The organism is Bradyrhizobium sp. LM2.9, from assembly GCF_054056555.1.
Map to the genome: position 1 here is coordinate 7,715,948 of NZ_JBSRYJ010000002.1, position 20,427 is coordinate 7,736,374.

Below are 20,427 nucleotides of genomic sequence, written 5' to 3' on the forward strand. Positions count from 1 at the left end.
GGGTAGGGGCTGGAAATGAGATTTACCGTCAAGGCAAAGCTTGCCAGTGCATTCGGCGTGATCATCGTTCTGTCCGGGGTTGCGGGCGGTGTGGCTTACATGAAGCTCGGCGACATGATGGCGACCGCGGACAGCATGGTCCTCCGTGCCAAGCGCATGGAAAGGGCGACTGAAGTCGAGAAGGACATTCTCATCCAGCTTCGCGCGGAAAAGAACGCCATCATTGGCAACGAGAGCGAAGTCGAGCAGGCTGCGACCGACGCTGCCAAGCGTCGCGAGTCAGCCCTGAAGACCAAGGACGAAGTCTACGCGTTGGCGAGCCAGGCCGGCAGGAAGTTGCTCGACGGCTTTGACGTGTCCTACGCCAAGATGAATGCTTATCAGGAAGAAACGATCCGGATCGCGAAGACCGACAAGGCCAAGGCGACCGAACGCTCGAGCAGCGAGGGCCGCAAGATTGTGAACGAAGCGCTCGAGTCTATGGGCGCCTATGTCGAGAACACCAAAAAACAAATGACTGAGCAGGCCGTTCAGTCGAAGGAAGAGGGACACCAAGCGCAGTTCCTGCTGATGATGCTCCTCGGTATCTCGTTGATCGTTGCGATCGGCGCGGCCCTCTGGATTTCGATCTCAATCAGCCGTTCGCTCGGCCGCGCGGTCAGCCTCGCAGGTGCCGTGGCTGACGGTGATCTCAATCAGACCATTCCTTCCGCCAGCAATGACGAGATCGGCGATCTCATGAAGTCGCTGAACGTGATGGTCGAGAAGCTCCGGCAGATCGTCGCCGAGGCGCTCACGGCCGCGCGGAACGTTTCCGCCGGCAGTCAGGAGCTTTCCGCCAGCGCCGAGCAGCTTTCTCAAGGCGCGACCGAGCAGGCCTCGTCCGCCGAGGAAGCTTCGTCCTCGATGGAGGAGATGGCCTCGAACGTGAAGCAGAACGCCGACAACGCCAACCAGACCGAGAAGATCGCCGCGCAGTCGGCCAAGGATGCCGAAGCCAGTGGCGTCGCGGTGGGCCGTGCCGTCAATGCGATGCAGACCATCGCCGAGAAGATCACCATCGTGCAGGAAATCGCGCGGCAGACGGATCTGCTGGCTCTCAACGCGGCAGTCGAGGCCGCGCGCGCCGGCGAGCATGGCAAGGGCTTCGCGGTGGTTGCATCCGAGGTGCGCAAGCTGGCCGAGCGCAGTCAGGCCGCGGCCGCGGAGATCGGTACGCTGTCGACAGAAAGCGTGAAAGTTGCCCAGGAAGCCGGCGGCATGCTGTCGAAGCTCGTCCCCGACATCAAGAAGACTGCCGAGCTGGTGCAGGAGATCACCGCCGCCTGCCGCGAACAGGACGTCGGTTCGGCCCAGATCAACCAGGCGATCCAGCAGCTCGACAAAGTCGGCCAGCAGAACGCCAGCGCCTCCGAGCAGGTCTCGTCCACATCGGAAGAGCTCGCCTCGCAGGCCGAGCAGCTTCAGTCGACGATCTCCTTCTTCCGGATCGATCATGCCATTCGCAATGAAAGAGCCGCGCCCGCGCCGATCGACCGCGCAGTGGGCCAGCTGCGTGCCAAGGCCGCAACCATGGCGGCGGCCGATCGTGGCCCGAAGAAGCCCGCTCCGGTCCGGAAGCCGGCTCGTGCGTTGAAGGCGGCGAACGGCGGCGGCTTCGCCTTCGACATGCATGACGGCGAAGACGACCGCGACGCCGATTTCCAACGCTGATCGATCGGTCCGGCCTCGTGCCGGACCGTGCTCATTCGTAAACCTGGGATTCCTGGACTGCATCATGGCCGCAACCTCGCAATATCTGACGCTCGGGCTCGCCGGCGAGACGTTCGGCATCAGCATCCGCAATGTCCGTGAAATCCTTGACATGCGGCCGATCTCGCGCCTGCCGCACGCGCCGAACTTCCTGCTCGGCATGATCGACGTGCGCGGCAGCGGCTATCCGATCGTCGACCTCCGCTCCAAGCTCGGCCTGCCGGCCGCGGAGGCGACCGAGGCGACCCGCATCATCATCCTCGATGTGCGGATGAAGGATCGTCTGGTCGGCGTCGGTTTCGTTGCCGATTGCGTGTTCGAGGTTACCGACATCGACGAGCAGGGGATCGAGCCGATCCCCCAGGTCGGTGGCAAATGGCAGTCCAACTATGCTGCCGGCATCGGCCGCAAGGGAGAAAAATTCGTCGTGATCTTCGATCTCGCCAAGCTGATGGCGAACGACGAGATCTCGGAAGGACATAGCGTGGTCGCGGAATCACCCCGCGCCGCATGAGTTTGCAAGAGTAAAGCGTGATCAGGCGTAAGCACCCCAATTCGAACCGACGAGACTGAAATGAGATTCACGGTAAAAGCTAAGCTGGCCTCGGCATTCGGCGCGGTCATTCTTCTCTCGATGATCACGGGAGGTGTTGCCTATAACAGTCTCTCCAGCTTGACCGCCCAGCAGGAGCGGATCGTCGGCCAGGCCACCCGTACCAAGCTCGCCGCGGATGTGATGGACGCGATCCAGGGGCAGCAACGCGCCGAGACCCGGATGATCCAGGCGGTGTCGGACAAGGAAACCCAGGACAATCACAACGCAATGCTGGTGCGTCGCGAGAAGACGCTCAAGCTCTACAACGACCTGCATGGGCAGGCGAGCGACAACGGCAAACGCATGCTCGACCAGGCTTCCGGGCCCATGAAGCGCATGAATGAGTTCGAGGATCAGACCGGAAAGTTCGCGCTGCTCAACTCGAACAACAAGGCTGCCGAACTCTGGAAGAACGAGGGTCAGGCCGCGGCCAAGGATCTCGACCTGATGTTCGACGCCGCTGTCGCCGAGCTGAGCAAGGGTGCATCCGAAAACCAGCGGGTGGTCACGGCGATGTTGACCGCGCATGCGGACATTGCGCGTCTGTCCCGCGCCATCGTGACGGCTTATTCCGCCACAAGCACGCAGGAACTCGAGGTGGACGTCAAGGAGGCCACGCAAACGGTTAAATGACGTCAAGGCAGCGGCGGCGCAGGCGGGCCAGGCCGGCGCAGCAGCGGGAATCAATGCGCAGTCGGAGCGCCTCGCGAAGGTCGTCGATAACGTCACGCGCCTGGCCCTCGAAGCTGGGAACATGAAGGCGGCGGCCATCGCAAACGGCGAAGGCCGCAAGGTCTTCAATGAGACGCTGGGCGCAATCGAGCAGTACGCCAAGCTGAACGAGAAGCAGATGGCGGAGGTCGTGGAGGAGGGCGCCAGGGAGGCAGCCCTCGCCAAGACGTTGTTGATCAGCATGATCATTGGTGCTCTCCTGATCGCGGTGGCTTCCGCGACCTGGATCGCCCTCAACATCAGCCGTGGACTCGGCCGGGCGGTCGATCTCGCCAAAGCGGTGGCGGTCGGCGACCTCAGTCAGAAGATTTCAGTGTCGAGCAACGACGAGGTCGGCGACCTTGTATCGGCTCTCAATGCGATGACGACGAATCTGAGCGCAACCGCCGCGGGTGGCTAGCGAGATCGCACAGGGCAATCTCATCGTCGAAGCCAAAGCTCTGTCGGACAAGGACACGCTCGGTCTCGCGCTCGAGCGCATGGTGGAAAAGCTCCGGCAGATCGTGTCCGAGGCCCTGACCGCCGCGCGGAACGTTTCCGCCGGCAGCCAGGAGCTCTCCGCGAGCGCCGAGCAGCTCTCGCAGGGCGCGACCGAGCAGGCTTCGTCCGCCGAGGAAGCTTCCTCCTCGATGGAAGAGATGGCGTCGAACGTGAAGCAGAACGCCGACAATGCCAACCAGACCGAGAAGATCGCCGCGCAGTCGGCCAAGGATGCGGAAGCCAGCGGCGCCGCGGTCGGTCGCGCCGTCAACGCGATGCAGACTATCGCCGAAAAAATCACGATCGTGCAGGAGATTGCACGCCAGACGGATCTGCTGGCTCTCAACGCGGCAGTCGAGGCCGCGCGCGCCGGCGAGCATGGCAAGGGCTTCGCGGTGGTCGCATCCGAAGTGCGCAAGCTCGCCGAACGCAGCCAGGCGGCCGCGGCCGAGATCGGCACGCTGTCGACCGAAACCGTCAAGGTGGCGCAGGAAGCCGGCAATATGCTTTCCAAGCTCGTGCCTGACATCAAGAGGACGGCAGAGCTCGTCGAGGAGATCACCGCCGCCTGCCGCGAGCAGGACGTCGGTTCGGCCCAGATCAACCAGGCGATCCAGCAGCTCGACAAGGTGGGCCAGCAGAACGCCAGCGCGTCCGAGCAGGTGTCCTCGACCTCCGAAGAACTCGCCTCGCAGGCCGAGCAGCTTCAGTCCACCATCGCCTATTTCCGTATCGAGCAAGGCGGAAAGGGCCACGCGCCGGTACCGATCGAACGGGCAGTCAACCAGCTGCGCGCCAAGGCGGCCACGATGGCGGCCGTCGAGCGTCCGGCCAAGAAGCCGCAGGCCAAGCCGGCGCGCGCCGTGAAGGCGGCCGGCGGCGGCGGCGGCTTCGCCTTCGACATGAACGACGGCGATGACGATAGGGACGCCGATTTCCAGCGCTGAGATCCGTCAAGAGATCGGTCCATCCTTCACCGGTGGGCCGATCCGCCACCAGTGATTGCGTGAACGTGTGGGATTCATGATGGCCCGAACGGCCCGACATTCAGTGCAGATGGCCCTCCCGGATGAGGGCAGGCAGCGATGATGCCCGCCATGCAGGATACGGCCGTCCATCTGTCGGACCGCCACTTCCGGGCCATCGCCGAGTTGATCGAGGGCCAGGTCGGCATCAAGCTGCCGCAAGGCAAGCGGCTGATGGTCGAGGGGCGGCTGCACAAGCGGGTGCGCGCGCTGAACTTTTCCGACCTCAACGAGTATGTCGATAATCTGTTCGAGGCGGATCATTTCGACACCGAGCTCACCCATCTCATCGACGTGGTGACGACCAACAAGACCGACTTCTTCCGCGAGCCGCAGCACTTTACCTTCATGCGGGAGGTCGCGATCCCGGCCCTGCTCAAATCCCATGGACGGAAGAACGCGAACCTGAAGGTCTGGAGCTCGGCGAGCTCTACCGGCATGGAAGCCTACACCACCGCCATGGTGCTGGATGACATGACGCGGAACGGCTCGCGGTTTCAGTACCGCATCCTCGGGACCGACATCTCGACCGCGGTGTTGCGCCTCGCCAAGGCCGCGATCTACGCCCGCGACGTGCTTGCCCCGGTGCCGGAACAGTTTGTGAAGCGATATTTCTTGTCGTCGCGGGACAAGTCGCGCGACGAGGTGCGGGTAGCACCGGAGCTGCGGCGTATGGTGCAGTTCATGCGGATGAACCTCATGGATGCGTCCTATCCCGTCGATCGCGACGTCGACATCATCTTCTGCCGCAACGTCCTGATCTATTTCGAGCGCGAGACGCAGCGCAAGGTGATCGAGCAATTGTGCAGCCATTTGCGGCCCGGCGGCTATCTGCTGGTCGGGCATTCGGAATCGATGATTCACAGTGCAGTGCCGGGTTTGAAGCAAGTTCAGCCAACCATTTTCAAGGTCTAGCCGGAGCGCAACCAAAATGCCGAGGGAGAAGGTTCGCGTACTGATCGTGGACGATTCGGCGTCGGTGCGCCAAATCCTGCAAACGATCCTCAATGAGGATCCCGATATCGAGGTGATGGGGACGGCATCCGATCCGTTCGCGGCGGCGCGACGTCTCCAGAGTGAAATTCCCGATGTCATGATTCTCGATCTGGAAATGCCGCGGATGGACGGGATGACCTTCCTGCGCAAAATCATGGCGCAGCGTCCGATTCCCGTGATCATCTGTTCCTCGCTTACCGAGGAAGGCTCGAACGTGATGTTCGAGGCGTTCGAGGCGGGTGCGGTCGACATCGTGCCCAAGCCGAAGATCGACACGCGGCAGGCGCTGCTCGAATGCTCCACGCGATTGCGCGAGGCCGTCAAGTCGGCCGCGCAGGCGCGGGTGCGCCCTCGTTCCGAGCGGCGGACTATCGAGAAGAAGCTCACCGCCGACGCCATCATTCCACCCCCGGTGCAGGGCAAGATCCGGCCGACGACGGACCGCCTCGTGTGCGTCGGTGCCTCGACCGGAGGGACCGAAGCGCTCAACGACGTCCTGGAGATGCTGCCGCCGCACTGTCCGCCCATCGTCATCGTCCAGCACATGCCGGCAGGCTTCACGGCGGCCTTCGCCAAGCGTCTCGACAGCGTCTGCCAGATCCGGGTCAAGGAAGCAGAGGACGGCGAGCCGGTGCTGCCGGGCTGCGCCTATATCGCGCCCGGCGCCCGTCACATGCTGCTCCAGCGCATCGGTTTGCGCTACCAGATCGCCATCAAGGACGGCCCGCCGGTGTCGCGGCATCGCCCGTCGGTGGACGTGCTGTTTCGCTCGGCCGCCCAGCATGCGGGTGCCAACGCGCTCGGTGTGATCATGACTGGCATGGGCGACGACGGCGCGCGGGGAATGCTGGAGATGCGCAAGCTCGGCGCCTCGACGCGGGCGCAGGATGAAGAGAGTTGCGTGGTGTTCGGCATGCCCAAGGAAGCCATCGCCCATGGCGGTGTCGAGAAAATCGTTTCGTTGCACCATATCCCGCGCGAGATCATGCTCTGGTACCAGGCCGGGCATACGGCGCTGACAGGTTGATTGCAATGTCTGCCATTCCGGCCAATACACTCGCTGAGGCGACCGCCGCGATCGAGGACGTCTCGTCACGGATCGAGGAGGTCTTTGCGCGGGTCGGCCAAGAGCTTGGGCGCGGCCACCTCATCTTCAAGGAGCTGAACCAGGGCCTCGCGACGCTATCCGAGGAACTCGCGGGCGCCGAGATCGAGGGGGCGGCGACGGCGCTACAGGAGATCGCCGCGCGGCTCAGCGAGCTTGCGCAGGCACTCCCGGCTGAGAGCGCCCTGCTTGCGACGATCGGTACGAGCACCGCGGAGGCGTCTGCGCTGCTCAAGCCGCTGTTCAAGCACATCCAGATGATCACCATCATCGCGCGCAGTGCACGGATCGAGGCCGCCTCGCTCGAAGGCGATCGCGAGGGCTTTCTGGCCTTCACGCAGGAGGCCTACGATCTCGGCAAGGCCGTGCAGCGTTCGATCGAAGGCTGCGCGCGGGATCAGCAACGCCTGTCGGAAGCGGTCGCCACCGCGTCCGGCCGGCAGAAGGAGTTCGAGAGCCGCTACGGCAATCAATTGGTGTCGGAGAGCACCGAGCTCGGAGCGGCCTATTCGGGATTACGCGACCAGCGCCGCAACAGCAGCCAGCTCGCCGTTCTTGCCAGCAGCAGCACCAAAAAGATCGCTGAGGCGGTCGGCAGCGCCATCATTTCCCTGCAGGCGGGTGACAGCACGCGCCAGCGTCTCGAGCACGTCTCTCACGGCCTCGGCCTCGTGTCGGGCTCCGCCCCGAATCTCGTTCCCCAACCAGCTGCGAGCGACGGCGGCGCGCGCGCGATCTGCCAGTTGCAGGCGGCCTTGCTCAGGGACGCCCAGCGCGAGTTCGGCGGCGACATCGGCCAGATCGTTCGCGCGCTGACGGCCATCCTGCACGATGCGGGAAGCGTCGTCGGCCACGGCCGCACGCTGTTCGGCGGCGGAGATGGCAGCTCGTCGTCGTTCCTGGCGCGCATCAAGCAGACGCTGGCGCACGCCTCGAACCTGATCGCCACCTGCGAGGGTGCCGGCCGTTCGGTCGACGAGGCGCTCGCGATCGTCGAGGACACGCTGACAAAATTTCGCCAGGCGATCGCTGGTCTCGCCGAGGCGACCGTCGACATCACGCTGATCGGAATGAACGCCGGCCTCAAGGCAAGCCATCTCGGCAGCCGCGGCAGCGCCTTCGTTGTCATCGCCAACGAGCTCAAGGCGACCGCCGACCAGGTCTCGGCGGGCGCAGGGCGCTTGCGCCCCGTGCTCGACGGCATCGAGCGGTCGGCCGGGGAGTTGAAGAAGTTTCGCGTGCAGGGCGATTCCACGCAGCTCTCCAAGCTCGAGCCGCAGATCCTTCAGGCGCTGCGCGAGGTCGAAGCCGGCAACGAAAGGCTCGACAAGCTGATGAGCCGGCTCGTCGACGAAGGCGCGGAGTTCGAGCGGCTGATGAATTCGGCGCAAGCCCTGATGACCAAACTCGGCGAAGGTTCCGCGGCATTGCCCTCGGTCGCCGCGCGCCTCGAGACTGCGAGCGCGGGCGCACGGCGGCCGCAGCCACAGGACGAGGCTGTGCTCGACGATCTGTTCGCGCACTACACGATGGAGCGCGAGCGGGACGTCCACCGGGAATTCCTTCAAACGCTTGGGTTGGCGTCGATCGCCGCTGCGCGCCGGGTCGAGGCGGTCGAGACCGCCGATGACGGCATAGAATTGTTTTGATCTCGCTGCCGGCGTCGCTTCGCGCGTCGGCAGCAATTTGACCGGTTGGCTTTGCAGGGCGTTAACCGTGGCGGAATGCTTGCCGCATCCGTCATTGTCGCGCCCTAGAGTTGGTCGCACATAGGGGTGAATTATCAGGACGGATGTTTTCATGCTGAAGGACGGCAAATACGCTGCTTGGTTCAGAACCCCGCGCGGTCAGGGCACCGGTGTCGTGCATCTGGCGGAGGGACGAATCTCCGGCAGCGACAGCTTCTTCACCTACGACGGCTCTTATCGAATTGAGGAGCAGCGCTTCACGGCGGTTCTGACCACACGGCGACATGCCGAGGGGCCGCCGACCGTGTTCGGGCCTGACGAGGTCGAGCTCAAGCTCTCGGGCGTGTGCAGCGGTGCGATGGCGACCTGCTCGGGAACGGCCAGAGAAGCGCCCGATGTGACGTTCGAGGCGACGCTGATTTACAGCCGGGAGGATGCTCCGGTTAGCGATGCCCGATGCGCGGTCGTGAAGCTCAATGACAAATTGCCCAAGGGCCTCGACAGCCGTTCACGGCCGCGCCATCCGTTCACGCCGGGATCGCACGGATCAGAGCGGAATCGTCCGTAGATTGCCTTTCACCTGCTGCGACTGGCTTTTGACGGCGGCCGACCGAAGCATGTCAGGACTGTTTAAGCGGATGGGCCTTCTGGTGCCAGGCCCAGGCAGTGCGGATCACGGTGGACAGGTCGGAGTGACGCGGCAAGAAGTTTAGAACTTTTCGCGCAGCAGAGGGGTCCGCGACGAGATAGGTGGGATCGCCAGCGCGGCGCGGCTTGACCGTGTGAGGCACTTCGCGCCCGGTCTCCTGCCTGATCGCAGTCAGGATCTCTCGCACCGAGAATCCGGACCCGGTGCCGAGATTGAAGCTGCTGCCGGCGTGCCCTTCTTCCAGCAGCTTCAGCGCCGCGACATGCGCCGCCGCGAGGTCGGTAACGTGGATGTAGTCGCGGATCGCAGTGCCGTCGGGCGTGTCGTAGTCGTCGCCGAACAATGCGAAGTCGGCATGGCCCTGGAGCGCCATCATGGCGCGCGGAATAAGATGGGTCTCGTTGTCACGCAACTCGCCGATGCCGCCTGCTGGATCGGCGCCGCTGGCGTTGAAATAGCGCAGACAGAACGCGCCGAAGCCGTAAGCCGACCGGTAATCGGCGAGCATGCGCTCGATCATCCATTTCGATGCACCGTAGGGATTGATCGGCGCGCAGGGAAAATCCTCCGGCAGCTCCTTGGAATCTGCGTTACCGTAGACGGCGCCGGTCGAGGAGAACACGATGCGGTGGCAGCCTGCGTTGCGCATAGCCTGCAACAGCGACAGCGTGCCCTGGACATTGTTGATGTAATATTTCTGCGGGTCCGTCATGGACTCGCCGACGAGACTCGCGGCCGCGAAGTGCATCACTGCCGCGATCTTATGCTCGGCAAAGGCGCGCGCCAGCGCCGCTCCGTCGAGCAGGTCTCCGATGACCATTGGGCCGGCAACGAAGCTGCGATGACCTGTCGACAGATTGTCATAAACGACGGGCTGATAGCCGGCCGCAGTCAGTGCGCGGCAAGCATGCGAGCCGATATAGCCCGCGCCTCCTGTAACGAGGATGGTCGGTTTGTCGGTCATGCCTGGTACCTCAAAGCGAACTCAACCAACATCCAGGCGACCGTCGCCAGCAACGAATCCGCACAACGCACGAGCAGCGCAATTGTGAGCCATTCGGGGCCTCCCGGCGAAATCGGCCCATACGTCGTCGGCCAAAAGTGGTGGAGAAGACCAGAGGATACCGAGTGGTTCCCCCGGAGATGACGTGACCCAGGGAAGGGCTATTGAAGTGATCTGGCCCAATACCATCGGCCCTCGTTTTGATGGTGGATCAATCAGATGAGCATAGAGCGATATTCGCTGTATGCAACCTGGTGGTAGCTTCGGCACCCTTGCCGTTCTTCGTCTTAGCCTAGCGTTGACTCTATCATTGCGAAATGCGGCCGGTGACCGCAACGCGGCAACATTACCTTTAGGCACGAAAACTAGATTGTTGCTTGTGCAAAAAGACGGACGGAACCATGCCACAAATATGGATGACATATAGCGAACTCGCGGCACTTAGTGGGTGCACGCCCGCCGAAGCCCGAATGCGGGCCATTCATTTGTCGCTCGACCGTCGCAAAAGCCGCGATGGCACAACACGCGTCAAACTCGATCTGGCGCTGACGGCCAAGTTCTTCGCGTCTGTGCGCGAGTCCGATTTTGATCTCGACAGCGCCATTGAGGCGCTCCAGGCCACGCATCGCCAGATGGCCGAGCTCCTGGTGCCGAACGAGGTCCTCGGCAGGCGTGGGGCAGCTTAAACCGCCGGACACTGCCCCCTATCACGATAGGCTATGTGACCGGGAGCCGAGATTCCTGCGATGGTTATCTCGAATCAGGCATAAATCTGCATGCGGAATTTCCGGCTGGGGCCGGTGTTCCAACCGCGACGGGCCAAAGAGCCCGCAGGAGGGGACGATGAGGAAAGCCAACTATCGGCTCTGCGTGACACTGTTGGGGACGACAATGCTGGGTGGGCTGGTCATCTCGATGGCCGCATCGGCAAATGCAGAGGTCGTGAAGCTGCAGGCCGATCTCAAAGGCAGCAATGAGGTGCCTCCGAACACCTCGTCCGGCTCGGGCAAGGCAGAAGCGACCTACGATACCGAGGCGAAAACTCTGACTTATGCGGTCACCTATGCCGGCCTGACGGGTCCGGCGATGGGAGCTCATTTCCACGGTCCCGTGGAGGCGGGCAAGAACGCCGGAATCGTGCTGCCGTTCAAGACGGTGCAAAGCCCCATCCAAGGCAGCGCCACTCTCACCGACGCGCAGGCCGCAGATTTGCTGGCCGGAAGGTGGTACGCCAACATCCACACGGCGGCGAACCCGGGCGGTGAGTTGCGCGGACAGATGACGAAGTAAGTTCAGCTGGCGCGTCTCACCGGTCGTCTTGGTCGAGCGATGCTAGGACGGCGGTCTGGGCAAGAACGCCAAGATCATCTGGGCGAGCATAACCCCGACGGTGCCTCCTGCCGCTTTTTGCAGCACGTCAAGGAAGCCGGGATCCCGGTCGGGTGTGTGAACGCTTGCAAGAGCTCCAGCCCCATGGCGACCGTGATGACCAGAGAGCAGGCCAAAGCGAATCGGCCCGGTAACAGGAAGGAAAGCAGAAATCCGAGCAGCCCATAGGCGCTGAAGCGCTCGATCACGACGACCCAATAGGCCTCGTGATGCCCCATGAGCGCGGGTCTTCCCGCGAGCCTCGCCAGGGTGGCATAGACGATGAGCGCAAGGCAGATGCTTGCGGCTGCAAAGAGGTGGTTCCTGCGCATCACGCCAACATACAAGGTTGGTCGTCCGTCTGGTTCGAAAGCCGAAAATATCGTTAAATTCCCTGCCGCCATCGAGCCGCGGCTGGCGCAGGAATGTTTAGAGGAAACGCTTGGAAGCCAAACATTATCTCGAGGAAGGAGAAATGCTTCCGCAACAGTCAGGCCACCATAGCCGCGTCGTCGGAGAGCGTCGCGCCTGCCTGCGCCGCGCGACGGGACTCGACCAGGTTGCTAAACCTCGCAATAGGGCAGGGGCGCCGCAACGAGATAACCTTGTCCCTCCTCTACGCCGGCGGAGACCAGCGCGCGGAGCTGCTCCTCCGTCTCGATGCCTTCTGCGACCACGGACATATTGAGGTCCCTCGCGAGCGCTACCAGCATTTCCACGATCGTTGCCGTTGACGCGTCCACGGCGATCGTGTCCACGAAGAACTTGTCGATCTTGATCGTGTTGGCGCCAAGGCCCTTCAGTCGGGACAATCCGCTATGGCCAACGCCGACGTCGTCGATCGCGACGCGAAAGCCGCGCTCCCGCAGTTCGGCTACGACGGCCGCGGCGCGCGCGAGATCGTCAAGCTCGCCGCGTTCGGTGATTTCGACCATGATCTGGCGCGCGGAGACCTTTGCCGTCAGGACCGTACGGCGCAGCGTTTCAACAAAGCCTGTATCCAGGAGGTGCTTGGGCACGACGTTCAGGGACAGCTTGAAATTCTTGTCCGCCGTCAGCAATGGCTGAAGGTCGGCGAGCGCCGATCGCAAGATATGCCAGGTCATCGCCTGGATGCGTCCACTGGATTCGGCGAGTGGAATAAAGTTCATCGGCGGGACCACCGAACCATCTCGGCGCAGCCAGCGAGCCAGGATTTCGCAGCCGTTGATCCGACCGGTCCTGAGGTCGAAGATCGGCTGATAATATGGTGTGAATTCGCCAGCTGCCAGTGCCCGATCGAGATCGGCGACAGGTCCTTCCATGCGGCGGCTTCGTGCCAGCAAGATGCCAAAGATGGCACCAAGTCCGAGGGCAACAGCGAGGGTCGGCCAGTAAGCCTCGTTGTTCCAGCTCGAAAGGACCGCGTGATCGAGCCGGATCGTAGTATGGAACGGAAGTTGGGTGGAATTCCTCTCGAAACTGATCGGTTGCGGCAAGGCGCTGCCGGCGTCGGTCTGGAATTCGCCGAGTTTTTCGCCGTTGCTCAAGGCGAGGACGACTTCACTGTGCGCGCGCAATTCGGCGGGCATGATGTCGAACAGGCTGGCATTGATGCCGACAATGGCGACCAGGGCGGAGCTGCCATTGATGTCCCTGAGCACTCCCAATGCGTCGCCGCCGAACTGCTCAACGCGAAACAGCATGAGCTTCTTATCGCGGGAAGACAGCATATCGCGGCGATCCACCCATCCCTTGTCGAACTCTAGCGTCTCGGAATAGGCCGAGCAGATCACCGAGCCGTCCGGATTGACGAGCCGGACGTCCTTGATCGCAGAGCGCTGGTAGACGTGGAGCCGGATAGCCTGCAATGCCCCGGATTCGCAGCTGGCAAGCTCCCGCCTCGCGAGCTCGTCCAGGCTGTCAGCGGCAAAATCGACCGCAGCTTCGGAGCGCCGCAGAACGACCTCGGTCAACTCGTTGAGCTGATGCGCTTGCTGGTGGCCAATGACGACCTCAGCAGCGAAATGGCCCGCCAGCCCAAACGTCAACGTGCTCGCAAGCACGAGCGCCGCAAACGGGAGGTTCGGTCGCTGCAATCTCATCCGGTTCAGACGGAATCCAGGAGGGTTAGAGGCTCGATCCTAGCTAGCGGGGGCTAAGATAGGGTTTAACGGTGCTTTGCGGCTCGGCGATGAATCTAAACGATTAGCTAATGAGCGATCGCGACCAGCAAGGGAACAGGACACCCAGCTACTTGGCGCGAAGACGTAGTCGAGGAGCCAGGCGTAGAGGTCGGCTCGGTCCCGTCGAAAGAACATCGCCTGCTTCCGAGGCTAGACCTTCTTGCCTGACTTCGGCTTCAACGAAAGACCAAGCCGCAAAGCCATCCGCTTGACTGCGTCAGGCGTGCGCCCGAGCTGTTTTGCAGCCTCTTCCAGCGAAGTCGAAGACTTAGCCAACTCCATCAACCGGCGGTCCTCTTTGAACGACCAGGGCTTGCGCGCCATAACCGAAATCATCCTCTCGTCGACACAAAGACAAAGCCGCCAAGCGGACCCATGTTCGCTCGGCGGCTTTGCTTGGGTGGGGCCGGGCTTGGGGAGCCCGGTGAGGCGATGGATAAGCAATTGGTGAGACTTCGCAACAAACTCTGCGGGTTAAGCTAACCGCTCAACCTTACCGCGATAAAAATCGGCGCGCGCCGCACCGTATAACCACGGGGCTTTCGCTTAACAAAGCCGCGATCGTAAGTAGCGGGCGATATCTTCTAGCGGATCGCAGATGAACCCGATCCACTACAGATGGTCCGTCACTATACTGAAGGCATAGACAGGGCGACGGCGCGATGCGCGAAAGCAGTCCCGGATTGGACTCCCTGAGGTGAACCGGGGTTGACATCATCGTTGCATCAAGTTCGGGCAACATCAGCTATCCTCACGGCCTGAGCCCGTTTCTCTCAGGTGACGATCAATCTTCAAGCAACACGTTGCACAAACTTCATCTTCGTCTGGCAAAGCTTTCAGCGGCGCCGACCTTGATGTCGTCACAACGACAAGCTGAAATACTCAGGGAGGAACGTTCCAGAAAAACGTGGGAATATTCCAAATGGCAGCGATCCTGGTTTTGGCTTCGATTTTTGCAGCAGGTTTTTGCTGTGGTTACGGTGTGCGGGCCTGGCGCTCCCGCAGGCGATCAGCGCGGTATCGTCTGTATGCGCCCTATACTCCGGCCTCGATAGGAGTTGGCCGAAGCCAGCGCCCGTCGTGATGGCAGGGACCGGCGCGATATCTCGGCGATGGATCGATCTGACTTGGTCTCGATCACTGCGGCGCACGAAATAACCATGTGCGGTTAGGTTAATTTTTCGCAGTCCTTGTGAGCTTTGGAGCAGTCGCTTAGAAATGGGCCAATTGATTGCGAGAGTTCAGCTGCCGCGATTTGCGGGGTAGGCGTAGATGGCGTATCTGATTGCGTTGCTGGGCATGACAATTTGCGTCCTGCTCTTGATTGCTTTTGTTCGTACCTATAGTCGGCGGCTCACAAATCTTCGAGGTCCTTGGATCCTCAGTGAGGGCCGTCGCAATGATTGATCAAGGGCGCAATGCGCCACGCAGGTATTTTGTCGATCGGCAAGGGCATCGTGTTCTGATCGGCCATTCGCTCGACGAGACGGCGGAATTTGAAGCGCTGGACCTTCCATCGATGAATGCTGATCATTCGGTGATCGAGCATGGGAGCGCAGAGGCCGTCGCAACCTGCGAAATGCGATGGCTTGAGCTTTATTCCAGGCACGAAGGGGCCTGGCGGGTGTGGATAGCGCAGAGCCGGGCAGAGCAGGCGGAAAATTCAGCCTTTGTTAACTACGTCTGACCGATGGTAGCGGCTTAGAAAGCCAGAAGTGGGATGGCCCAAATGTTCCAGCTGTTCCTGAGGGCACGCGCACACAATCTTCTCAACCTCCGCCGCGAGGACAAGGGCTTCAAGGCCCGCTCCACCGAGCGTGACGCCGCGACCGATCGCGTGCGGATCGATGCGGTGATAACTGCGCTCGATGCCGCCCTGCAGGAGGCGGAAAGGGAGCAGGCCGGCCTCAACCGGCGCGTCGACGATGCGCTCGCGCGTGCGTCCGTCACCTTCGGCAACGGCACCGATGAATATCTGGAGCGGGAGCCGCTCGACAACTACCATCAGGATCTGTTTGCCGCGGATATCTCGAACGGCCAGCGGCGGCTCAAGGAGCTGGCGAGCACGATCTCGCACCTGAAATTTGTCAAGGCCGCGATGCTCACTCGCTTTCCTGATTTCAAGCCGCCGCAGCTCAACAGCTAGCAACCGGTGGTTCCGCAACGGCGTCGTGCCCTGGTTCAGGATCTCGGCGGCACCAAGCCAGGGCAGATTTCCTCGGGTCGGCTGCTCTGCGGCCCGGGAAGTGATCCAAGCATGGGTCCAATCGGCTCTGTTTGATGTTTGGCTCCTCTGTCCTTTTTGATATGGTTCCCACCAGCGTTCTCGGACGGATTGAAGGAGCGAGCCAGGTGCCCCTCGGAAATTTGCAGAAGTTGATTGGATTGGCATTTGTGTTGGCTTTTGCCGCGCCCGGTAACGGCTTCGGCCGTTACCGTTGAAGTGGCGCGCGCATGTGACGCAGCATTGATCAAGGCCTTTCCGCCCAAGCAGATCGGCAATCCCGCTGCAGGCAGCAGCAAGGGGACGGCCAAGGAGCGGCGCGACTATTTCAGCAAATGCGTCGCGAACAATGGCAAGGTCGACGACGGTCCAGCGGACACGCCAAAGGACAACAAAGCCAATAAATAAACGGAGACGCGATGATGATTCATCCAATCCCGTCGCGCTTTAACGTCGTGGCGGGCAAGGTGAGTAGAACGCGCCGTTCGTTGCATTAATGCGTTCGACGCATTGGTTGGGATCAGTCGGCGTCCCGGCCACGGTGAAGTCATAGCCCATACCTTTGACCACCACGACGTAGCGACCCGGCGAAAGCGTAAAGCCGTCCTGCTCCGGCTGCAGCGATAGCATTCTCGGCTGGTCCTCGACCGGACCTACTTTGTAAGGGTAGGACATGCTGCGAATGACCCAAGGTGTCGCCGGCGGTGACCATGGCCGCTTTCCCGGTTGCATCGACGCCCATCGCTCGGGAGACTTTTGCGACCACCCGAACCTCGGTCCCGGTTGCATCGACACCACCGTCGGACCTGAACACAATGAAGCTGACATCTCCCCTTGTCAGCGTCGTCGCGCTCGGCGTGTTGATTGCGGCTGAGATCGCGACACGGCGGTCCGGGATCTTTCCCGGGACCGGCTTGAGCTCCTGGAGCTGGCCGTCGCTCAGGGCGTAGACGCCGAAGGTCGTCGGCAACGGCATCGAGGGTTGCGCAGCCGTCGCCGGCTCCTTCGGTTGATCCGGTGTCCGTTCGACGTTCTCACCGCTAGATGGAGTCACAGCGACGGTGGGTTGAGGCTCGGAGCTTGTCGAGGTGCGCTTGGACAGCGTCGCGGACTGCCACAATGCGACGAATTGTGTCCTCAACCGCGGCCAATAAGTAACTGCAGCGCTGGCGCCGGCAATGATGACCAGGATGGCGGCTAATCGGATGAGGGAGTTGATGATGCCGCTTCGCGGGGACTGGTCGGGCGGTCTTGGCGGGTCGACAGAACCGGGCCGTGTTTCCGCAAGCTTCTGAACGGGCGCCAGATTCGTAACGGGAGTCGGGGGACTGAGCGGCGACTGATGCGAAGCGACGTCTAGCGCCGACTCCGGCATTGCGGACAGCGCGTCGCGCTCAGGAGCGCCGCGTTCAAATGAAAGCTCAACCTCCCGAATGGCGCGTTCCAGCACTTGCTGGACCTCGCGGGATTCCCGTGCGTCGCCATGGGTGAATTGTTCCAGGAGCTTGATGCGGGCCTGCTCGTACACGATCTCGCGGATCTGCCGCGGGTCGCGGGATATGTCGCGAATCCGCCCGGACAGTAGACGCACAAACCCGGCCTTGATAGCGTGCGTATTTGGAGCGCCGGCGGCAGTGTCGCTGGGGTCAGTCATCAAGGCCGATCAAGTAACCCGGAATAGGCAGTTTCGCTAGGCTTTTCCGCGTCAAATCCATCGCTGCGAAAGCCGCTCTGATCACCAGCTTGCAAGAGCCCTTGTCGCACCAGCTTCGAGGGCTTGCTTTTAGGCAGAAAGCTGTGACAGTTCGACGAGTTCCTCTTTCCGGTATTTTGATCATGCGCGACGGTCTCATAGCACTCACGTTTGTGGCTCTTCTGGTGCAACCTTCTTTTGCACAAGGGACCAAGGACAAGGCCAATTTGACGAGCACCAGCATCGTGACCTCACCTACGAAGAAGACCCAAACGGCCCAGAGCGCCTCACGACCGACAGCCGTCCGGAACCTGGCGCCGGGCACGCTGCCGAGCGGGACGGCGGCGCAGGGGGTCTGGAGGGACGGCAAGTTGATCGCAGTGCCTCGGCAATGACGACCCAAGCAACTGTGAAGGAACGGTGATCACCTCTCCGACGTTCTCGCTCGGGAGATATCTCATGAAACGATTAGTCTTGACCACAGTTACCCTTCTTGTGACCGCAAGCACGTGGGCCCCAAGCATCCGGGCCCAGGGGGTCAATGATCCGTCTACGCCCAATCGCAACGTGATTATCGTCAATCCGTCGCAGCCTTCGCCGAGCACGGCCACGCGAAACATTCCGAGCCAGATTCAGGCGCCCCGGACCAACGGAGGGCGTGCTCGCCCCTATTACGGGAGCAGGACCCGGGGCAGCGGGTCGAGCCGGCGATAATCGAAGCATAAGCCGGGCTATGGGGGATTTACCTCGACCTCCAGCATCGACGTTCCGGCATCATGACGGTTCTTGCCCGAGATCAGAAGGGTGAATCTATCGGTGCCCGGCGTTTCGGCTTTCGCCGAATATCGAAAGCCGGACCCAACGACCGCCAGCTGTCCGTGTGATGGTCCGCTCACGACCGACACGTTGAAGATTTGCATATACGACCAACGCAGTCCCTGGATGCAGTCCGCGCCAGGCTGGACCGTCATCATCCACTTCACCGTATCCTCTGATAGAGCAAACCGCGTCCGCTCCTTGACGCAAAGCGGGCTCGCTTGAGCCGCCATGGTGGATATTAAGGAAGCTGCGATGCAGGCCAGCAGCAACATTGGTCTCTCGCACATTCTCGGCAATCCCGCGAGCGGAGTGTTCGTGATTAATATCGATGAGCTAATGAGGTCGTAGACCTAAGGACTTGCCAGACGGACATCGACCCTGCGCCGGCGGACGCCTGCAATCATCGCTGTGACGCAGCCTGAGCGCCCGGCTGGCTACTGCCTGCTGGGCGTCATCCCGCCGCCGGCGGGGAAGTTGCTGGACTTGAGGGTCATTCCGCTGACGCGGAAGCGGACATTTCCCGCCAAGTACAAATAGTCCGAACTGGTGCTGCTGACCGTCCGCACTTCGACATAGGTTAGCGTGATCGAACCGACGCTCGGGGTAACCTGGGTGATATGGACAAACCGGGCTCCCGGGAAAAGCTTCTGGTCGAGGCCATAGAAAATCCTTTCACGCTCGGACCACAGAACGAAGTGACCACCGGCTTTCTGATCGACTGCTTCGTATTGCGTATGGATGACTTGCGGGTATTCGATCGGACCTGCAGACGCAGACTGAGTCCCTAACCAGATGACGAGAGCCAAGAAAGCAATGCTGCGGACCACGGGCTGAAATCCTCGCGAGCTAAAGCACAAAGGTTGCCTGTGAGGGCTGTCTTGCAATCGGCAAAGGTATAGACTGCAGGGGAGGAGATGGTCTTTTGCCCGGTCTTTGGAGTTATTGGTGTGCGAGCCGTTCGGCGTGACCACTCACTGACTTACGCGCGGCAGTTTGTGGCGCTGTCTCGAGCGGCCATCATTGCTGGTGGATTCGCGCTTTGCCTAACCTGTGCGCACTCCTGTCTTGCTCAGACAGAGCCGGAGCCCTCACTCAATGACTACCTTCCGCCAAGTGAGCTCGAACTGACGCGCGACGAATGGCGGCAGCGGATCGAAGACGGACGGCGACGGGCCAAAGAGGTCTCGCGCGAGCGGCGGGAGCACCCGGAAGTGTACAAGCCGGTCCCGGAAGATCCGGAGATCGTCGCAACCGAACGCATCCTCAACGACGAGAGCTTGCAGCGAGGCGACATCATCGCCACCAAGAAGGGCATGTTCGTCTACCAGGGGCGATCGGATCAACCGCGTGGCGAACAGGATTTTGTGCCAGTTAATCCGAAATCGGTGCGCTGAGGAGCGTCTGGCAGCCTAAGCCAAGCCGCGCAAGGGCGCCCTCGATTTAATACCGCCGCAAGATCTCATTGAACTTAGGATCGTTTACCTGCGTGGCCTCCAGAAGCAGCGATTTGCCTTGTGGCGTTGCCTGCACGTAGGCCGCGATCAGGAGCGGCTCGTAACTAGAGCGGTGGGCCAGCGCTGAGCGAATGTCCGATTGCGCCAGCAGCTTGATCTCGTCGTCGGCTGCGGCCGCGCTCGACGTTACGGTTTGGACCCGGGAGAAGGCAACGGCCATCGGCACGGCTCCGGCCAGGTAAGACATTTTCACTGCAGGCGTTACCGGCTCGCCGGATTGAGCTTTCAGCGTGCCTAGCGTGAGCCATAGCGCGGGACGGATCGGCGATACTTTCAAGGCTGCAACCACAGCGCCTTGGGCCGCCTTGTTCTCGGTCGCTCGGCCCTTCGCATCGGCTGAGGGATGGTGAAGAATGTCCGCGGCTTTCGCTGCGGCGTAGTTCGCGAGCAAGTCGCCATCGAACGAAAAGGTCGCCAGTACCCCCGACGTCGCTACAATGGCCTTGTCGGGCGGAATCTCGCCAAAGAATAAATCGCTCGCCCGAAAGTTCGGTCGCGTGAGATCGCCGTAGGATCCCAATCCTGCATGAAGCAGCAAGAGCACTGCGGCGCAGAAGCCGATGACGCGAAGCAGGAACATGCGGTTCATGATTGACTTCGAAATATTCGGGTGAGGCGG

Annotated in this window: 21 protein-coding genes and 1 pseudogene; 14 read left to right on the top strand and 8 right to left on the bottom strand. The window is 61.7% G+C overall.

Annotated elements, in window-relative coordinates:
• Nucleotides 1-15 precede the first annotated feature (15 nt).
• The 8 genes and pseudogenes from ACVWW3_RS39030 (at nt 16) to ACVWW3_RS39065 (ending at nt 8,941) form a co-directional block, all read left to right on the top strand.
• A complete protein-coding gene (locus tag ACVWW3_RS39030) occupies nt 16-1,713 on the top strand; it encodes a methyl-accepting chemotaxis protein (protein ID WP_456651183.1) in 1,698 nt (565 codons plus the stop codon).
• Nucleotides 1,714-1,777: 64 nt separating this feature from the next.
• Entirely contained in the window at nt 1,778-2,266 is a 489-nt protein-coding gene (locus ACVWW3_RS39035; RefSeq protein ID WP_456651182.1) for a chemotaxis protein CheW, read from the top strand.
• Nucleotides 2,267-2,326: 60 nt separating this feature from the next.
• Complete coding sequence (locus tag ACVWW3_RS39040) at nt 2,327-2,980, top strand: hypothetical protein (protein ID WP_456672380.1); 654 nt, start codon at nt 2,327-2,329, stop codon at nt 2,978-2,980.
• Between the two features lie 295 nt (nt 2,981-3,275).
• A pseudogene (locus ACVWW3_RS39045) lies at nt 3,276-4,506 on the top strand (methyl-accepting chemotaxis protein); the annotation flags it as partial.
• A gap of 138 nt (nt 4,507-4,644) precedes the next feature.
• Nucleotides 4,645-5,499, top strand: a complete 855-nt coding sequence (locus ACVWW3_RS39050; protein ID WP_456651180.1) for a CheR family methyltransferase — start codon at nt 4,645-4,647, stop codon at nt 5,497-5,499.
• 16 nt (nt 5,500-5,515) lie between these two features.
• Nucleotides 5,516-6,607 carry a protein-glutamate methylesterase/protein-glutamine glutaminase gene (locus ACVWW3_RS39055; RefSeq protein ID WP_456651179.1) on the top strand — a complete coding sequence of 364 codons (1,092 nt, stop codon included), beginning with the start codon at nt 5,516-5,518 and terminating at the stop codon, nt 6,605-6,607.
• Nucleotides 6,608-6,612: 5 nt separating this feature from the next.
• Nucleotides 6,613-8,334: a chemotaxis protein gene (locus ACVWW3_RS39060; protein WP_456651178.1), complete on the top strand. Its 1,722-nt coding sequence runs from the start codon at nt 6,613-6,615 to the stop codon at nt 8,332-8,334.
• A 151-nt stretch (nt 8,335-8,485) separates the two neighbouring features.
• Nucleotides 8,486-8,941: a hypothetical protein gene (locus ACVWW3_RS39065; RefSeq protein ID WP_247347305.1), complete on the top strand. Its 456-nt coding sequence runs from the start codon at nt 8,486-8,488 to the stop codon at nt 8,939-8,941.
• 52 nt (nt 8,942-8,993) lie between these two features.
• On the opposite strand, the gene galE is transcribed toward ACVWW3_RS39065, so the two are convergent.
• Nucleotides 8,994-9,986, bottom strand: coding sequence for a UDP-glucose 4-epimerase GalE (galE, locus tag ACVWW3_RS39070; protein ID WP_456651177.1), 993 nt, complete (start codon nt 9,984-9,986; stop codon nt 8,994-8,996).
• 524 nt (nt 9,987-10,510) lie between these two features.
• On the opposite strand from galE, the gene ACVWW3_RS39075 reads away from it, so the two are divergent.
• The gene (locus ACVWW3_RS39075) at nt 10,511-10,711 is read left to right on the top strand and encodes a hypothetical protein (protein WP_456651176.1); all 201 of its coding nucleotides are present in this window, start codon (nt 10,511-10,513) and stop codon (nt 10,709-10,711) included.
• A 157-nt stretch (nt 10,712-10,868) separates the two neighbouring features.
• Complete coding sequence (locus tag ACVWW3_RS39080; RefSeq protein ID WP_456651175.1) at nt 10,869-11,315, top strand: CHRD domain-containing protein; 447 nt, start codon at nt 10,869-10,871, stop codon at nt 11,313-11,315.
• Nucleotides 11,316-11,389: 74 nt separating this feature from the next.
• On the opposite strand, the gene ACVWW3_RS39085 is transcribed toward ACVWW3_RS39080, so the two are convergent.
• From ACVWW3_RS39085 to ACVWW3_RS39095, 3 genes are all read right to left on the bottom strand, one after another.
• The gene (locus ACVWW3_RS39085) at nt 11,390-11,740 is read right to left on the bottom strand and encodes a VanZ family protein (RefSeq protein WP_456672381.1); all 351 of its coding nucleotides are present in this window, start codon (nt 11,738-11,740) and stop codon (nt 11,390-11,392) included.
• Between the two features lie 216 nt (nt 11,741-11,956).
• On the bottom strand, nt 11,957-13,477 hold the full coding sequence (locus tag ACVWW3_RS39090; RefSeq protein ID WP_456672382.1) for an EAL domain-containing protein: 1,521 nt from the start codon (nt 13,475-13,477) through the stop codon (nt 11,957-11,959).
• A 231-nt stretch (nt 13,478-13,708) separates the two neighbouring features.
• Nucleotides 13,709-13,882: a hypothetical protein gene (locus ACVWW3_RS39095; RefSeq protein ID WP_247441029.1), complete on the bottom strand. Its 174-nt coding sequence runs from the start codon at nt 13,880-13,882 to the stop codon at nt 13,709-13,711.
• 1,075 nt (nt 13,883-14,957) lie between these two features.
• On the opposite strand from ACVWW3_RS39095, the gene ACVWW3_RS39100 reads away from it, so the two are divergent.
• From ACVWW3_RS39100 to ACVWW3_RS39110, 3 genes are all read left to right on the top strand, one after another.
• Nucleotides 14,958-15,245 carry a hypothetical protein gene (locus ACVWW3_RS39100; RefSeq protein WP_456651173.1) on the top strand — a complete coding sequence of 96 codons (288 nt, stop codon included), beginning with the start codon at nt 14,958-14,960 and terminating at the stop codon, nt 15,243-15,245.
• A 42-nt stretch (nt 15,246-15,287) separates the two neighbouring features.
• Nucleotides 15,288-15,704: a hypothetical protein gene (locus ACVWW3_RS39105; protein WP_247347289.1), complete on the top strand. Its 417-nt coding sequence runs from the start codon at nt 15,288-15,290 to the stop codon at nt 15,702-15,704.
• Between the two features lie 234 nt (nt 15,705-15,938).
• A complete protein-coding gene (locus ACVWW3_RS39110) occupies nt 15,939-16,190 on the top strand; it encodes a hypothetical protein (protein ID WP_456672383.1) in 252 nt (83 codons plus the stop codon).
• 139 nt (nt 16,191-16,329) lie between these two features.
• Here ACVWW3_RS39110 and ACVWW3_RS39115 read toward each other — a convergent pair whose 3' ends face one another.
• The 3 genes from ACVWW3_RS39115 to ACVWW3_RS39125 form a co-directional block, all read right to left on the bottom strand.
• Complete coding sequence (locus ACVWW3_RS39115) at nt 16,330-17,436, bottom strand: hypothetical protein (RefSeq protein ID WP_456672384.1); 1,107 nt, start codon at nt 17,434-17,436, stop codon at nt 16,330-16,332.
• Nucleotides 17,437-18,206: 770 nt separating this feature from the next.
• Nucleotides 18,207-18,566, bottom strand: a complete 360-nt coding sequence (locus ACVWW3_RS39120; protein WP_456651170.1) for a hypothetical protein — start codon at nt 18,564-18,566, stop codon at nt 18,207-18,209.
• A gap of 162 nt (nt 18,567-18,728) precedes the next feature.
• Entirely contained in the window at nt 18,729-19,121 is a 393-nt protein-coding gene (locus ACVWW3_RS39125) for a hypothetical protein (RefSeq protein ID WP_456651169.1), read from the bottom strand.
• An 87-nt stretch (nt 19,122-19,208) separates the two neighbouring features.
• Here ACVWW3_RS39125 and ACVWW3_RS39130 point away from each other — a divergent pair, with 87 nt between their 5' ends.
• A complete protein-coding gene (locus ACVWW3_RS39130; RefSeq protein ID WP_456651168.1) occupies nt 19,209-19,688 on the top strand; it encodes a hypothetical protein in 480 nt (159 codons plus the stop codon).
• Between the two features lie 46 nt (nt 19,689-19,734).
• Here the strand turns inward: ACVWW3_RS39130 and ACVWW3_RS39135 are convergent, their stop codons facing one another.
• A complete protein-coding gene (locus ACVWW3_RS39135; protein WP_456651167.1) occupies nt 19,735-20,397 on the bottom strand; it encodes a hypothetical protein in 663 nt (220 codons plus the stop codon).
• Nucleotides 20,398-20,427 lie beyond the last annotated feature (30 nt).